This is a genomic window from Pseudomonas sp. NPDC089422 (assembly GCF_044749405.1).
GTDB lineage: Bacteria > Pseudomonadota > Gammaproteobacteria > Pseudomonadales > Pseudomonadaceae > Aquipseudomonas.
Map to the genome: position 1 here is coordinate 69,608 of NZ_JBIVHW010000007.1, position 14,208 is coordinate 83,815.

Sequence of the window (14,208 nt, forward strand, 5' to 3'; positions counted from 1 at the left end):
GTCAGTAGTCCTCGACACGCTCGCCCGGTAGGGCGTACTGCACGCGTTGGTAGAGCGGGAAGACGGTGCTGTAGCCCGGCACCGGCACCGGGTCACTACCGGCCAGATGCGGAAACACGTACATCACCAAGTCGGGGTTGGGCAGCCTGTGAAACTGGCGGTAGATCTCGTTCTGGGCCGTGCGGCTATAGCTGGATGCTGCGCGACCGCTTTCGGGCTCATCAAGTGGTCGACGCAGTGCTTGCCGGGCATCGAGTAATTGGCGCTGGGAGGGATCGCCTCCGGTCTCTACTCGCCAGATCTGGTCCATACTGCGCCCATCGTGGGTCAGCAGCTTTTGCGAGTTGGTTGTGCACCCCGCCACACTGGCCAGGAGCAGTAATGCCAAGGCGTTAGTCGAGCGGCGTGACATGACGGTTCTCCAGGGAGTGATCGACCTTGCGGCCAACGGGGTCGTAGTCGAGAGTGAGCGGCTGTTCGATATGCACGGCGACATTGGCGCCTGGCTCGACGTACACCGCCGCGAAAGCCTGGCCGTACAGTTTGTTCACCCACTGCGACATGTCCTGAACGCCACTGCTGAGGATGCGGCCCATGGCCTCGTTGCCGGAGATGCCGACCGTGCCGAGGGTGTTGTTGCCGTTGCTGATGAAGGCGGTGCCATTGTCGGACTTGATCAATGAGGCCGCGCCGGCGCCGGCCGCGGTAATGAGGGCTTGGGTGCCCAGGTATTGTTGGGCATTGCTGCGGCGCTCACCGGCCACGCAGGGGATACCGTAAGGATCGCTGATCCAGCCGAGCCCGCCGTCAGTGGAGGCGGCGAGACTCTGGCCTTGCGCTTCCTCCGGCAGGGTGCGAATTGTGCCGTCCTGAAACACGAAGGTGATTGAGCGGATCTGTCCACGCACGCAGGACAGCGTCCAGTCACCGGAAGCGCTGCCACTGACGACGGCGCCGGTGACTTCCGGCAGATCGATTCCATTGGCCGTGAGGTTCTCTGCCCCGATGACCACCTTGAATGGGTAGGGATCATTGACCGTGCCATCGACCGGCACGCGACCGATCAATGCTGTCATTGCAATCGAGCCCATCAAGGTGCTGTTGGCGGGGACGGTATAGAACGGCTTGTGGTTGGACGCACCGATGGCCTTGGCGCCCGAGGTGGTCAGCGTGTCAGCGGCCACCTCCAGCTTGGATAGGCTGAGCCCGGCACCAGTATTGCTGCTCGTAACGCTCACGTTTCCATGCTTATCGAGCTTGCGGTCATCCGGCTCGATCCAGCGTATCGGATCACGCTTGAAGGCCTCGCCATCACCGTCTCGCAAGCCAAGGCCAATCGGCAGTTCAACGCTTCCACCCGGTTGACCCATCGAATCCAATCGACGCTGCAGTTCGTTGAGCAAGCCTTGCGTCTGCTGTTGGTCACTGGCGATGGTGCTGCGTTCTTCTCGCAGTCGAACTCGCTCACTGTCCAATGCCTGTTGAACCCGCTGATCAATCGCTTGCTCGCGCTGGCGCAGGCGCTCGTTGTCGGCCTTGTGGTTCTTGTTGTCGTTCAAGGCGGTTTGCAGCTCGTTACGCAGCTGCTTGACCTGGGCCACCAGGGTGGCCACTGTATCGCGTGGTGTGTCGCCCTCAATCCCCAAGGCCTTCATCTCTTCAGGGGACAGCGCTTCGGGGCGACTTTCTAGCTCAGGGGCGGTGCGATTGGGGCTCAACATCTTGAGGAAGACAAAACCAACCACCAGTACCAATGGCAGCATCAGCCATTTGAGCAGGCCATTACTCTTCATCGGGCCTCTCCTCAGTGTCGCTCGGCGTTGGCAGATTGAGGGCGGCATCGATGGGACTGATGCTGGGTAGGAGTGCCTTGCTCAGCTCGCGGCCCTGAGTGACCAGGTACAGCACCGTAGCATCAGTAGACTGGCCACGCGGGCCCAGGTTGGCGTGCTGGAAGGTGGCCGCCGCTAAGTCTCCTTGTAGTTCCCGCGGGTCGAGTTCTATCCAGGCTGAAGACTGATTGCGTAGCTGGATAGCGGTGATCCAGTACTGCCCCAATCGCCAGGCTGCCAAGGGTCGGGCGTCGATCAGCTGGTTTGGCAGGAGTGAGTGCAATAGCAGGTCCGCTGGCAGCTTGGCCCGGCGTACGCCCGGCAGAGCCTCGACCGTTCTCAGTGGGGCGTACAAGTTTTGGGCGGCGTAACGAGTTAGAACAACTGGTACAGGTGTTGCCGGCGTTTGAGCCGAGCTAGGTATGCTCTGCTCAGCTGAGCCAGTGGGAGCGCTGATGATTTTAATGGGCTCCAGCACGCCTTGGCCGTTTTCTGATGGCGTGGCCGAAACGTCCAACAGAACAAGCTCACCCGTCTCGATATCCTGCAACTGCATCCGACTGGATGTAAATTCGCCCAAGGCTTGCAGGTACACGCCACCACCTGTGCTTTGGGCCCGCAGGGAGCCTTCCAGCGAAGAGGGCAGACCGATTCGTACATTTCGATCCACAAAAATGATGCGCTCTTGGCCGATCACCAGTGGCACGCTCAGCGGTAGCCGTTCCCAGTGCATGATTTCGGTGGCATGGTTACCGGCGTTCCAGCCAAGCACCATGCCAATGAGGCCAAGCCTCAAGACACGTTTCATTCGGACTCTCCAAGGGCAGGGGCAGCAGGAGTGGTCGCTGTCGGCGTTGTGATGCGCTGCGGCGCCTGGCTGTAACAGTCCAAGGCCAGGCCAAAGGGATTGCGCTCTGGGTCGATATCCAGGCGCACGACCTTCAGCGAGTACCGCACTAGGGCTCGCTTGACTTGCTCGGCGCCGAAGTATTCGTCCGCGCTGAGGTCAAGGGTTATGCGCCAGTCGTCCCGGCCGATCGCTTTCACGCGACTGGTGGGGTCATCGCCATAGCCACGCCCCGGAATCTCGTAGACACCACGTACACGTTCTCTTAATTCACCAGTGCTGCGCCGGTAGTCGTAATCCTGCTGCAGGAATGCCTTGCAGGAGGGTGTCAGGTAGGACGACAACGCCCGCACGTTGCGGGCATAGTCCTGCTCGCCATCAGTGGGCCAACGGTTGAGTTGCTGGAAGATGTAGAAGCTGAAGGCATATACCGACTCGGGAGGTATATCCCACCACTTACGGGTGCTGCCTGAGCGCAAATCAGGCGGGATGTGCAGGGTGAGGTCGCGCGGAGCGGTCCACCAGCCAGCGCCCAACACAAGGGCAAGCAGGAATAGTCCCCCGGTACCTACTCGCAAGGTCCGGACGTGCGCCTGCAAGTACAACACCTCGTTCTTGAAGCGGCTCATCGCGCACCTCTGCGAGTTGCCCAGAACCCGGACCGCTGGACCAGGTTCGGAAAGCCCAGGCGCTGAGCCAGCCCCGGGTAGTGCTGAGATCCCCAGTTGTGCAAGCGGCGGTGCAGCCAGGTTTCCGGACGTCCCCGCTTCAGTCGACGCATCAGCCCGCCACCGGTGAAAACTCCCACCGCCACACCTGCGACAATGCAGGTTGGGAGTAGGGCAATGCTGTGTGCTAACCAGGCCAGCAGTAAGCCAAGTAGAAAGCCCGCAAGGCCCGACAGGCCGGCGCAAATCCACAGTTCATCCGCCGTTAGCCCGCGTACTATCGCCGGTTGACGGTTGAGTCGATGCGGCAGAAAGGTCACGGTGCCGTCGGCCGGGCTGATTGTCGAAGTGGGCATGACGGCGCCTCACAGAATGGTGGTGGCCTTGGTCAGCAGCCAGATGCCCACCACCAGCAGCATGGCGCCGACAGCGATCGTCAAGCCGAATTGGCCCCAGGTGGCACGCCCGGTGTGGATTTCCGAGTAGCGGGTGTAGGCGTGGTAGCAGACGCCAATGAACATCCCAGCGACCACCAGTAGGGCGATCAGCAGCACCATGTCGTAGCCATAGTTCTGGATGGTCTGGACAATTCCGTTGCCGGCACCTCGCGAGGGATCTTCCAAGGTTGGCAGTCGACCTTCGGCAACAACCACGGTCGGACTGAAAAGGGCACTGACGATCACAGTGCGGCGGATCAGAGGAAGGCAACGGTTCATCACAGCGACTCCATCAGGACAGAAAAAAGTACGTCAGCACCAGGTACAGCGCGACGAAGCGGATCACGACACCGACGAACTGGCGGTTGCTAAGGCGCTGCTCTGCCCAGCCGGTGTAGGCGGTACGAATGGCCCAGGCACCCCAGAGCAGCATTACGGCAAAGACCAGTGAGAGGACCAGGACGGACATTTGCGAAGGGGTGATGCCGCTGTGGGCTTGGAACGCGGATTGCTGGGCGGCGGTCATGGCGTGTCGACCTCGCCGATATACTCGCCGAGCATGGCCGCAGGGTCGCGGGGTTGGGCGCGCTGGGGCGTCAGGTAGTCCTGCACGCCGGTGCGGATACGCTGGATGTCCTCGCGCAGGCGCAGGTAGTCGAAGTGGTAACGGGCGGCAATCTGATGGGAGAGGGCAGCGCTGCTTTCGGCGTGCCGCTCTATTGCGTCGAGCTGGCGGAGTACGGTTGCCAGCTGGGCGCGCTCCATGTCGTGCTCGATGGAAATCGCCCTAGCTTGCTGGGTCAACGTCAGACCGAGCCCTAAAGCGCCCGTCACTCTAATCAGATACTTGAACATGCTCGCGCCATCCAGTTTTTGGGAGTTGCGCGAGCATGTACCTACCGGGACAGGACTTCAGTAATCAATGCGCTAGTAGTGCTGACCTAATTTAAAGATTGGGCCTAAGGTGCTCTGTTCAAGGTGGTCTTCTACGATGGTTTCAGCACCGAGTCTTGTACGCAGTGACATGCTTGCGGTCGTAAAAATCTGTCAAGTGCATGCGAAGTTCACTATTAACGTGAACGTCTATTGTAGTCGTCGGTCTCGAAGATCAGCAGTTTGTCCATTCACCAAAACCTACATCAATGGTGTGATGTTGGCCTGGCTAGTCAACTAATCGAAGTGGTTTATTGAGCTGGTTTGTGTATGAGCAGGCAGCTGAAAAGTCTGGTTAAGTTTGAGATCGATAGCTATGGTTTCAGCAAGCTTTAGGCGCGCGAAGAATTTCGTTGATGCTGCCTAGTATGAGTAAGGAATTGCCTTGAGTATTTGTCGCTAGGCAATGTATCTGTAGTTTTGCACGCCCCCCTATCCCGCCTGTGATTATGTCGATATTGATGGGTGCAGATTCTCCGGGTTTGATTACGGCTGTATGTTTGATTGTGTCAACTTTGTACGAGTTGTCGCTCTCTAAGAATTCTACCGTTCCCTCGTAGTGCACTTTAACAGTGATGGTTACCTCCCCGGAATTTTGAATAGTTACCGTGCTCCTATAGGCCTGGTCAATGTCAGAGTATTCCTTAAGTTCGAATTTGGAGTGGAGTAAGACTTTGTATTTGTTGGCATTCGCTCTTTCAGCCTGCGTGGCAGATCGACCAGAGTTTTTAGCCGATCTCTTGCCCATGCGGAAAGCAGAATAAGCAATCAGGGTGGTCAATAATGAAAAGGCAATCGCGAAGATGTAGTAAGTGCTTTGTGACAAGTCAAAATTCTCCATTAATCATAAAAATCCCTGTTCGTTTCCGCTTCAAGCCGGCTTAATCGTTGCTGGCGTCACTACGTTAGCGGGCGCGATGTGCCCAGCATCAACACAGAGAACGCAGCATCAGTAGGGTCTTCACCTTTTGACGAGGAGCTCTGGCTAGACTCCTAGAGCTGCCGGAGCAAGGAAAGGCTGAGTGATCATAAGCTAGCCTAGACCTGAACACATACTAGTGAGTTCGATCATGAAGGTCCAGAACTGACATTACAAAAACCTCTGCAAATCAGATCTGATTTGCCATTCACCTGATCGAAGGGGGAGGCTGAATTAGCTGGTATTCACTGTAGGCCAGGAGCTATTTTCAGCATTTGTGCGGGTGGCTGATGACTCGATGAGATGCCAACATTCAAGTGTGCTCAGATGCAGCTGCTGGGGTGGTAGTTTAGAGATGTTTTTTGAAACTCGATGCCGAGATGTCTACCAGTACTGTCAGCAGGACTGCTGCCGGTAGCAAGATGAGTACAGGTGTAACGCTGACCGGTAGTGTCAGGTAGGCGGCCCATGGCAAAACAGCCAAGGGCATGAGGCAGGCTTTGGCGCGGTGATAGACAAACCCTGATTCGCAACCTGCCTCGAAACGTCGGATATCCCGGCGTACCAGTCCGTCCACCAATCCGATGAAGGCGGCCATGGCGAACAGCGGCAGGCTCAGGCACAGCACCAATAGTCGCACCAGAAATACCAGCACGGTATACGCACTGGCTAGCAGGTAGCTTTCCAGAAAGTCATACGCCTGCTTCAGGTAGTAACCAAAGTCCGGCTTGGCCGGCAGGCGTTCCCCGCGTGTTTGGCTGGCCGCATCTTCAACCCACTCAATCAGCCCAGACTTCACGAACAATCCCTCGTAGGCGAACCCCACGATCTGCTGCGCCGTCCGTCCCGGCTCTTGCACCAAAACACTGCGTGTGAAGTTTTTGGGTAACTGGTCCAGTTCGTAAGCCAGCATGCCCTGTGCGTGCCGCCACCCCTGTTCAGGCCAGAACAGATGCATACCCACGCATTCGATTAGGATGCACAGAAACAGCGAGCCACCCAGCACGCCGATAAAGCGAAAGGGCAAGGTGATCAGGCTGATCAGTTTGCTCTGCTGCTGCGCCTGTTGACGTTGTGCCGTGGCAGCGGGGTCTTTCATGGCGAGCCTTCCTCCTTTAGATCAGTCGGTAGATCTGGGCCTGGTTCTTGCGCAGCTTGCGTCCACAACTCATCTCCGGATTCCTGCTGCATATAGCGGGTAAGCACCTGAAGGTCCGCCGGTATCACCTCGTCAGGATCCGGCGCAGGGAGTGGCATGCGGATTTTCCACAACTGCCCGCCCTCGATCAGGGCAAAGGCCTGGCCCTTCGGCAGTGCCACGATGTGCGCCGGTTCTATCATCGGCACGCTGTGGGTGTTGATGCGGTCCTGGGTGTTGGACGTGAATGCAGTGGCGCCTCGGGGATCGGAGCTGTCGGTAGCCCCGCTGACCACCGAGGTGCTGTATACGTCGACCGTCGGCAGCTGCTTGGTCAGTAGCTCAGCCGTAGCTGTCTCACGTACTCGCAACATGATCAGGTTGTTGAAGTTACCGATCACCTGTCCGGCTTTTGCCCGGTTACCCAGGCGGGCTTCGATGTCGCTAAGGGTCTGGGTATAGGCGGTGACTTGCATGCCGGCCCCGCCGCCCTTGTTGATCAGCGGAATGAACTCATCGCCCATCAGCTCGTTGAACTCGTCAGCGTGGACGTTGATCGGTAGCTTGGCGCCGGTCTCGCTGCCAGGCAGTCCATCATCGACACCGAACTTGTAAATGTGGCCGGCGACTGACACGAGATCGGCGAACATGGAGTTGCCCACGGCGGCAGCCACCTCAGGGTCGGACAAGGCATCCAGACCGACGTATACGATCGCCCGTTTGCGGATGATCTGCATCCAGTCGAAGATCGGCCGTGGGTCGTTCAGGTCGTTGTAGTCGGGGGCGAGCAACTGGGCGATCTTGCCGGTGGTGAGCTTTTCCAGCAGCGGCAGCAGCGACGCTACGATCTTGTCGAAGTAGGTGCGATCGTAGCGAACGGCTGAACGCAGGCCTTCGAGCACCGGGTCATAGAGCTTGGTACGGTTCAGGTAAAGCTCGATCGCCACCACGCGCTTGTCCCGGCCGGCCATATGACGTGGCGTGTTCTTCTCGTTGAGCTTGGCCTCGATCTGCACGATGGTCTCCCAGGCCTTGGGGTCGTGTTTGGCGAAGAAGTGCGCGGCATACTCGACGAACAGTGGATCGATGTTGACCACGTGACGCTGGATCAACAGGTAGTCCGGGCGTCGGCCCAATTCGACCAGGGCTCGGGCAATGATGTTGACGAAGCGCCAGGCGAACTCTCGGAAGGCCGCAGAATTGCCTTCGCCGGAGAGCTGACCGGCAATGCGCGAGGCTACTTCGGTGATGCGGCCAAAGCGGCCGATGGCGTTGTAACGTGCGGAGGTATCGGGCTGCCCCAGGTGGAACATATAGAATTCGCCCTCGCGGCCAGCACGCTTGGCTTCCAGGTACATACGCTTGAGCAGGTCGGCATCGCCCTTGGGATCGAAGACGATCACCACCTCGTGTTGGCCGGCGATCTTTCGGCGGATGTCCTGGGTGATCAGCAATTCGGCCAACCGCGTCTTGCCGACTCGAGTCGTACCCAGGACCAGGGTGTGCCCGACGCGCTCCGCGAGCGGCAAGGTGGCATCCACCTCGTTGGGCTCGACACCATGCAGGCGGGGAAGGCCGCCCACGGCTGGCAATGGCCGGACCGGGTTGAGAGGGTGATCCCAACGGGTAAGTCTGGGCAGGCTACGCAGTGGATAGGGCGCAAACTCCAGACGGACTTCCATCTGGCGCACGGCCTGCACCCAGGCGGGCATCTCGACATAACGGCGAAACTCGGGGCGGTAGGTTTGCAGCAGTCGGTGAGTGTGTCGTTGGTCCCAGCGAAAGCCCCGGCCCAGGAACAGCCGTTGCTGGCTGACCGGTACCTGGCGGCTGGTCAGGGTATAGCGCGGCAGCCGGCGTAGGTTGCGTTGGTAACGCAAGATGGCCCATGCCTGGCGGAGGCGTAGCGCGCCAAACGTGACAAAAGCGAAGGCGGCGGCGAGCCCCAAGGCATCGTTCAGCGCCAGCGACCAAGGCGCGAACAGACACAGATAAGCCGCCACAAAACACACGGTGGCGCTGTAGAGTTCAACTGCAGGCCGCAACAACACTTCGATAGCATGGGCCTGGCTCATGCTACTGCTCGATGGCGGTTGCCGTGATCAGGACGGGGTAGTGCGACAGCTTCAGCCGTTGGGCAAAATCATCAGCGGAGACAGGGTAAAGCTTCAGTCCCGGTGCCAACCCGCGGAGGTGCTGCAGATCGTCAGCAGTTTTGACCTGCACGATCAAGCCTACTGCCTTGAGCTGTTGCAGTGCAGGCAAACGCCGCTTCAGCCAGGCATGCGATAGGGGGTCATCCCCGATCAGAAACAATGCCGGCATACCTGACATGGCCTGCCTACGAGAGGTAACGTGACCCGGGGAGAGAGAAACCGATTGAACCGGTAGCATGTCGGCTTCGCCGTAGCTCTTTCTGCGCAATTGGGGATCCTCGGCAGACGCAGAGATAGGCAGCATAAAGGCAAGCAGCAGCAGGTGCTTCACGGCGATAATCTCTCGACAGCGAGCTGATCAAGATGCTTAGCCACGCTACGGCGGTACCGGACAGCAGCGGCGCCTCCTGCAGGTCGGTGATAACGTCCAATGGCTGGTATCCAGCTTTCGCCAATACGTCGGTGCTGACGCAGGATCGTGGCAGCCACGGTCAGGTTGCGTGCAGGATCCAGCAGCTCGCAGGGCTGCTGATAGTGACGCTGCTGGTACCCCAAGTTGAGCTGCATCAGCCCCACATCAATGCGCTCGGTTCGGGTGTGCAGTTGGGCCTTTAGCAGTGCTCGGCAGGCTTCACCGCTGGAAGCGTAGTAGCGGCCCCTACCGGCGATGTTCAAGGTCCAGGGCCATGGCAGACGCCGCTTTCGCAGTGAAATGCCGCTTTCCTGCAGAGCCACGGCGAAGAGCACGTTTGCTGGCACGCCACTGTGTCGTGCCACTCGCTGGTAGGCTTCGGGGATCTGGGCCCAGAGCGCCATGGGCACCAAGGCAAGCAGCACGCTCAATCCATGTCCCACGTTCACTGACGCTGCCATTGCCCATCCGCCTCACGAACCAGGGCTGGCAGATCGCCGGAGAGCCCCAGAGACAGCCAACGGCCACCGTCATGGTTGAGAGTGATGCTGCGATCGCGGACCCTGTCAGCAGAGATGTTGGCGGTACGAGCCCATTGGCGGAGGAGGGCGTCATCCTGGCGGCTGCCCACCAGGTAAAGATCGAATGACGTGCCTTCAGCTTGCAGGCGTTGAGCCTGGGCGGTGCAGCGTGCGCACGCTGCTTTCACGAAGAGCGCCAGTCGACCACCACCAGCAGGCAAGGAGACCTTGGGGAACGGCGATGAGGTACCGATAAGCCTGACCGGCAGTATGTTGGGAAACTGCTTCTTCCACGCTGCATCATAGGCCCGCTGATATGCCAGCAGCTTTTCCACGCGACGCGCCTCGGCCTGCACCTGCAGCGCGGCATAGCGTTGTCGTTCGCTGTCCGACTGCGCTTCGATACCCAGCGCGCTCAGCGGGTCGAGGGTCGGCGAGTAGGTGCCCAGCGGCCCCTGCATCAGTTGTTGATAGCGGCTCCACTCTTCGGGATTCAGGCCCCAATCGCGGGCGGCTCGCTCACCCGTAAGTGGCACAACAGACGAGGCCTGTTTCGTACTACGTGTTTCTTGGGTGGGGGCCGCCGACCCCCAAGAAGGTAGCGCCAGTGCGAGGGACAGTAGAGCGATTTTCATGATCATCTCTGCCTCACGTCCAAACGGCGGGTTTGAGCGTTGACCTGAAAGACAGCCGCCTGGGGCTCAAGTGACTCAAGCTGCCAGCCCTGGTATTGGTCACCGACGCGTAGCAGCTGGATGTGCTCAAGCGCTGCATTGCCGAGAGGGCTGACGGCGACAAAACGATGGCCACCTCGTACTTCGATTCCCAGCAGCTTGAAAGGTGGGGCCGTGGCCAATGATTTGAAGGATGGGTGTTTGGCAGGCTGTTTCGGCGGCTTCTCGATTTCGAGTTTTTGAATCGAATCGCCCAGCGTGGCTACAGCGTCTCGCACAGCCTGTAGCTCGTTAGTAGACGCCCGCTCTGTGATCTGGGCTTCTTGTGTCGCCAGTCGCTGCTCCAACGCGTTGCGCAGTTCGGAAAGCTGTTCCGGCGTAACGGTCTGCGGCCACTTTTGCTCTTCGCTCTTGAAATGCTCGAGCGCTGAAAGACGTTCGTCCAGGAACTCCGCCTGGGTGGCGGTAGAGCACTGTTGTATTGACTCGGCCAGTTGCTCCAGTGATCGCTGTTGATAAACCAACACACCGACAACCAACAACCCCGCCAGCGTAGGTATCAGCCATGCAGGGCGCGCCCGGATCAGATCAAGGGGCTTCATGGTGGGGCTCCTGTTCTGGCGCACTGTCTTTGATGAAGCACAGATGCCGAGAGAGGTCGTCTACCTGCAGCGTCCAGCCGGGACCCGCCAGTGTAAGCAATGCACTACGCAGCACCATCGGGCCTAACTGCAAATGCGCAGCCGGTAACGGCAAAGCAAAGAGCCCCTGTGCATCCGAACTGCCTGCACAGAGCTGATAGCCCGAGTGCCGCAGCACATAGCGCAGCGCATCTCCTACGGTGGTCGATGAGCCGTTGGGCAGCCGAAGATCTATGACCTGCAACAGCAGATCTTGCTGTGCCAGCTCCGGCGAGAGTTCGACCAGGGTGTAACGTGACTGCCGGGCTACCCAGACGGGTTGCGGGGCAGTTGGAGCTACCTTTACTGCAACCGACTGCGGTGCAGACGGGCCTGGCGGTGATGAGCATCCACCAAGGGCGAATGCGAGAAGGAAGTAGGTAACTGAAAGTCGCATGGCACAACTCCCGTGAAAAACGGGTGTCAGTATTTGCAAGCTTTCTGGGGGGATTCAGCAATGAAACCGGACATGGCGCGAACCCTGAAGATTGGGCTCTGGCAGGGTCTTAAGGCATTGAAGCTGAGAGAACAAGACGATCGCTGAGTAACCTGCGGTTGGAGTCACCGGTAGCCCGGAGCTGGCCAGACTGCATGGGAGGGAAGGTCGTTCCGCAGATGTCGATCGCTATCTTGCAGCCGCACCGCGCGCTGTTTCACTCATCGCCGGTCATCACGTTAATTCTCGAGTGGATTGACCAGGCACTTACAAAACGCTTAACTGTACGAATATACAGTATAGGCGTTTTCGTCATGGTCACCATCCTCGGCCCCCTTGAGCCCAGCGGAGCAAAGCTTCCGCTGTTTTCCTTCCATGTTCCTGCAGGATTTCCTTCGCCTGCAGCCGATCACGTGGAAAAGCGCATTTCCCTCGACGAGTTGCTCGACGTTCGAGCGCCACACATTTACCTGGTGCGCGTCGAAGGGGACAGCATGATCGGCGCCGGTATTTATCCAGGTGATCTGGTGATCGTAGACCGCTCCATTGAGGCTGAGCCTGGCCATATCGTCATCGCTGCTGTGAACTGCGAACCGCTTTGCAAGCGCCTGGCCCGAGACGGTAGCCAGGTGGTGCTCAAATCGGAAAATCCGCGTTACCCGTCCCGGTACCTTCTCGAAGGGGAGGAACTGCAGGTTTGGGGCGTGGTGACCTACAGCGTGCGCAGTCATGACAAAGCCTGAGCGCGTTTTTGCCCTGATCGATTGCAACAGCTTCTACGCCAGTTGCGAGCGGGTTTTCCGTCTGGATCTTCGGAGCAAACCGGTCGTCGTGCTGAGCAACAACGATGGCTGCGTGATCGCGCGTTCGGCGGATGCCAAGCCCTGGATCAAAATGGGCGAGCCGTACTTCCAGATCAAGGACAAGCTTCGCAAGCATGGCATCGTGGCTTGCTCGTCGAACTACGAACTCTACGGCGACATGAGTGAAAGGGTCATGACTGTCATCGAGTCGATGGTGCCGGCGGCGGAGGTGTACAGCATTGACGAGGCCTTTGCTGAGCTCACGGGCATGCCCGGCGACCTCGAGCGCTTGGGCCGGATAATCCGGGCCGAGGTCTATCGGCGAACGGGTATCCCTGTCGGCGTTGGCATTGCCTCGACAAAGACCCTGGCGAAGCTGGCCAACCATGCTGCGAAGAAATGGCAGAACCACACCGGTGGGGTTGTTGATCTGCGCGATGAGGTAAAGCGCAACTGGGTGCTCAAGAAGTGCGATGCGGGAGACGTCTGGGGCATTGGCCGGCGCCTTTCCGCCCATCTGGCGGCTATGGATATCCGCACCGCCTGGGAGCTTGCTCATGCCGACGCGTGGTCGCTGCGAAAGCAGTTCAGCGTGGTGGTGGAAAAGACAGCCAGAGAGCTGGCCGGCACCACATGCCTTGAACTGGACGAGCCTGACCCGCCAAAGAAAGAAATCTGCTGCAGCCGCATGTTCGGTACACGGCTGACGGAGCTGGCGCCTATCAAAGAGGCAGTTGCCACCTACACATCCAGGGCCGCCGAGAAGCTCCGCGCCCAGAAGTCTCTTTGCAAGCGGCTACGTGTGAGTATCCGTACAGGGATGTTCAATCCGGATGAGGCCAAGTACGCCAACGGCGTTCTGGTCGAACTGCCATACCCGACTGATGACACACGAATGCTGACAAAGGCCGCGCAGGAGGGCGTGGAAAGGGTGTTCAGAGAGGGCTTCCGCTACAGCAAGGCGGAGGTGCTCCTGCTCGACCTGAGCCAACCTAACGAAATCACGGATGACCTGTTCGCGGCTGCTCAGCCGGTAGCAAGCGATAAGCTGATGGGTGTGCTCGATGCTGTTAACGGAAGGTGGGGAAGGGGGACGATGCGGTTGGCCAGCGTGCCGATTGATCCAAGCTGGGGCATGCGCAGAGAGATGATGAGCCAAAGCTTCACGACACGGGTCGATGAGCTCTGGACGGTGTACTGCAAGTAGCGCAGTTTATTATGAACAAGGTCAGTAGGGCCGTGTTCGTTCGCCCTGAAATAACCTCTGCGGTAGTCTTCGGTCAGACCGATGTTTCCGTGGGAAATTACGGGCAAACCGCTGACATAACGGGCATTGGCCAAAACGTTCCGGCATATCTCGCCACGTAGCAGCCCAGCAACGCATTCAGAGCAGGCCATCGAGCATGAGGCGGTTTCTCAGGCGCGACCGCCCTTGGCAAGGGCCTCGAACAGTACACGTTTCGACAAGCTTGCTAAAAGCTATGCCGCCATAGTCTCACTGGCTTCCTTCGTGCCGCGTTTGCGACAAGTCTTTTCGTACAGAAGCATTATTGTGTGTGCCTTAAGGAAGATGCTATGAAATTGAAATCTAATTAGGTTTCGAGAGTTTTTCAGGTTTTGCCTATTCCGATAATTAGATTTGAGTTTTCGACACCCTGAACGCTTTAGCGTGATTGCATTTATAGTGAATAGCTATAATGAAGCCGTCTAATTATTGCGTTTTGATAAGCTTTGTTTTGATGTCATTACATG

Annotated in this window: 18 protein-coding genes and 1 pseudogene; 2 read left to right on the forward strand and 17 right to left on the reverse strand. The window is 58.6% G+C overall.

Annotated features, from left to right (window positions below):
* Position 1: 1 nt before the first annotated feature.
* The 16 genes from ACIPZ8_RS14735 to ACIPZ8_RS14810 form a co-directional block, all read right to left on the reverse strand.
* The gene (locus ACIPZ8_RS14735; protein WP_400724276.1) at positions 2-412 is read right to left on the reverse strand and encodes a TIGR03751 family conjugal transfer lipoprotein; all 411 of its coding nucleotides are present in this window, start codon (positions 410-412) and stop codon (positions 2-4) included.
* Positions 393-1,793 (reverse strand): TIGR03752 family integrating conjugative element protein, encoded by a 1,401-nt coding sequence (locus ACIPZ8_RS14740; RefSeq protein WP_400724279.1) that lies wholly within the window; start codon positions 1,791-1,793, stop codon positions 393-395. Before ACIPZ8_RS14740 ends, ACIPZ8_RS14735 begins: the two co-directional genes overlap by 20 nt.
* Positions 1,783-2,640, reverse strand: a complete 858-nt coding sequence (locus tag ACIPZ8_RS14745) for a TIGR03749 family integrating conjugative element protein (protein ID WP_400724282.1) — start codon at positions 2,638-2,640, stop codon at positions 1,783-1,785. The genes ACIPZ8_RS14740 and ACIPZ8_RS14745 overlap by 11 nt, the downstream gene beginning before the upstream one ends.
* A complete protein-coding gene (locus ACIPZ8_RS14750; RefSeq protein WP_400724285.1) occupies positions 2,637-3,308 on the reverse strand; it encodes a PFL_4703 family integrating conjugative element protein in 672 nt (223 codons plus the stop codon). The genes ACIPZ8_RS14745 and ACIPZ8_RS14750 overlap by 4 nt, the downstream gene beginning before the upstream one ends.
* On the reverse strand, positions 3,305-3,703 hold the full coding sequence (locus ACIPZ8_RS14755; RefSeq protein WP_400724288.1) for a TIGR03750 family conjugal transfer protein: 399 nt from the start codon (positions 3,701-3,703) through the stop codon (positions 3,305-3,307). Before ACIPZ8_RS14755 ends, ACIPZ8_RS14750 begins: the two co-directional genes overlap by 4 nt.
* A 9-nt stretch (positions 3,704-3,712) precedes the next feature.
* Positions 3,713-4,066 (reverse strand): TIGR03745 family integrating conjugative element membrane protein, encoded by a 354-nt coding sequence (locus ACIPZ8_RS14760; RefSeq protein WP_400724291.1) that lies wholly within the window; start codon positions 4,064-4,066, stop codon positions 3,713-3,715.
* 10 nt (positions 4,067-4,076) lie between these two features.
* Positions 4,077-4,310, reverse strand: coding sequence for a TIGR03758 family integrating conjugative element protein (locus tag ACIPZ8_RS14765; RefSeq protein ID WP_400724293.1), 234 nt, complete (start codon positions 4,308-4,310; stop codon positions 4,077-4,079).
* A complete protein-coding gene (locus tag ACIPZ8_RS14770; RefSeq protein ID WP_400724296.1) occupies positions 4,307-4,639 on the reverse strand; it encodes an RAQPRD family integrative conjugative element protein in 333 nt (110 codons plus the stop codon). The genes ACIPZ8_RS14765 and ACIPZ8_RS14770 overlap by 4 nt, the downstream gene beginning before the upstream one ends.
* A gap of 400 nt (positions 4,640-5,039) precedes the next feature.
* The gene (locus ACIPZ8_RS14775) at positions 5,040-5,558 is read right to left on the reverse strand and encodes a hypothetical protein (protein ID WP_400724299.1); all 519 of its coding nucleotides are present in this window, start codon (positions 5,556-5,558) and stop codon (positions 5,040-5,042) included.
* 427 nt (positions 5,559-5,985) lie between these two features.
* Positions 5,986-6,735: a TIGR03747 family integrating conjugative element membrane protein gene (locus ACIPZ8_RS14780; RefSeq protein WP_400724301.1), complete on the reverse strand. Its 750-nt coding sequence runs from the start codon at positions 6,733-6,735 to the stop codon at positions 5,986-5,988.
* Entirely contained in the window at positions 6,732-8,849 is a 2,118-nt protein-coding gene (gene traD, locus ACIPZ8_RS14785) for a type IV conjugative transfer system coupling protein TraD (RefSeq protein ID WP_400724304.1), read from the reverse strand. Before traD ends, ACIPZ8_RS14780 begins: the two co-directional genes overlap by 4 nt.
* A 1-nt stretch (position 8,850) precedes the next feature.
* Positions 8,851-9,261, reverse strand: coding sequence for an integrating conjugative element protein (locus ACIPZ8_RS14790; RefSeq protein ID WP_400724306.1), 411 nt, complete (start codon positions 9,259-9,261; stop codon positions 8,851-8,853).
* Positions 9,258-9,803 carry a transglycosylase SLT domain-containing protein gene (locus ACIPZ8_RS14795; RefSeq protein ID WP_400724308.1) on the reverse strand — a complete coding sequence of 182 codons (546 nt, stop codon included), beginning with the start codon at positions 9,801-9,803 and terminating at the stop codon, positions 9,258-9,260. The genes ACIPZ8_RS14790 and ACIPZ8_RS14795 overlap by 4 nt, the downstream gene beginning before the upstream one ends.
* Positions 9,788-10,504, reverse strand: a complete 717-nt coding sequence (locus ACIPZ8_RS14800; RefSeq protein WP_400724311.1) for a TIGR03759 family integrating conjugative element protein — start codon at positions 10,502-10,504, stop codon at positions 9,788-9,790. Before ACIPZ8_RS14800 ends, ACIPZ8_RS14795 begins: the two co-directional genes overlap by 16 nt.
* Positions 10,501-11,139, reverse strand: coding sequence for a hypothetical protein (locus ACIPZ8_RS14805; protein WP_400724314.1), 639 nt, complete (start codon positions 11,137-11,139; stop codon positions 10,501-10,503). The genes ACIPZ8_RS14800 and ACIPZ8_RS14805 overlap by 4 nt, the downstream gene beginning before the upstream one ends.
* Positions 11,126-11,614: a PilL N-terminal domain-containing protein gene (locus tag ACIPZ8_RS14810; protein WP_400724317.1), complete on the reverse strand. Its 489-nt coding sequence runs from the start codon at positions 11,612-11,614 to the stop codon at positions 11,126-11,128. Before ACIPZ8_RS14810 ends, ACIPZ8_RS14805 begins: the two co-directional genes overlap by 14 nt.
* Before the next feature lie 353 nt (positions 11,615-11,967).
* Between ACIPZ8_RS14810 and ACIPZ8_RS14815 the strand changes: the two genes are divergently transcribed.
* Positions 11,968-12,396 carry a LexA family protein gene (locus tag ACIPZ8_RS14815; protein WP_400725017.1) on the forward strand — a complete coding sequence of 143 codons (429 nt, stop codon included), beginning with the start codon at positions 11,968-11,970 and terminating at the stop codon, positions 12,394-12,396.
* Entirely contained in the window at positions 12,383-13,663 is a 1,281-nt protein-coding gene (gene umuC / locus ACIPZ8_RS14820; RefSeq protein WP_400724320.1) for a translesion error-prone DNA polymerase V subunit UmuC, read from the forward strand. The genes ACIPZ8_RS14815 and umuC overlap by 14 nt, the downstream gene beginning before the upstream one ends.
* A gap of 129 nt (positions 13,664-13,792) precedes the next feature.
* Here umuC and ACIPZ8_RS14825 read toward each other — a convergent pair.
* Positions 13,793-13,888: pseudogene (locus ACIPZ8_RS14825) on the reverse strand (IS5/IS1182 family transposase); the annotation flags it as partial.
* Positions 13,889-14,208 lie beyond the last annotated feature (320 nt).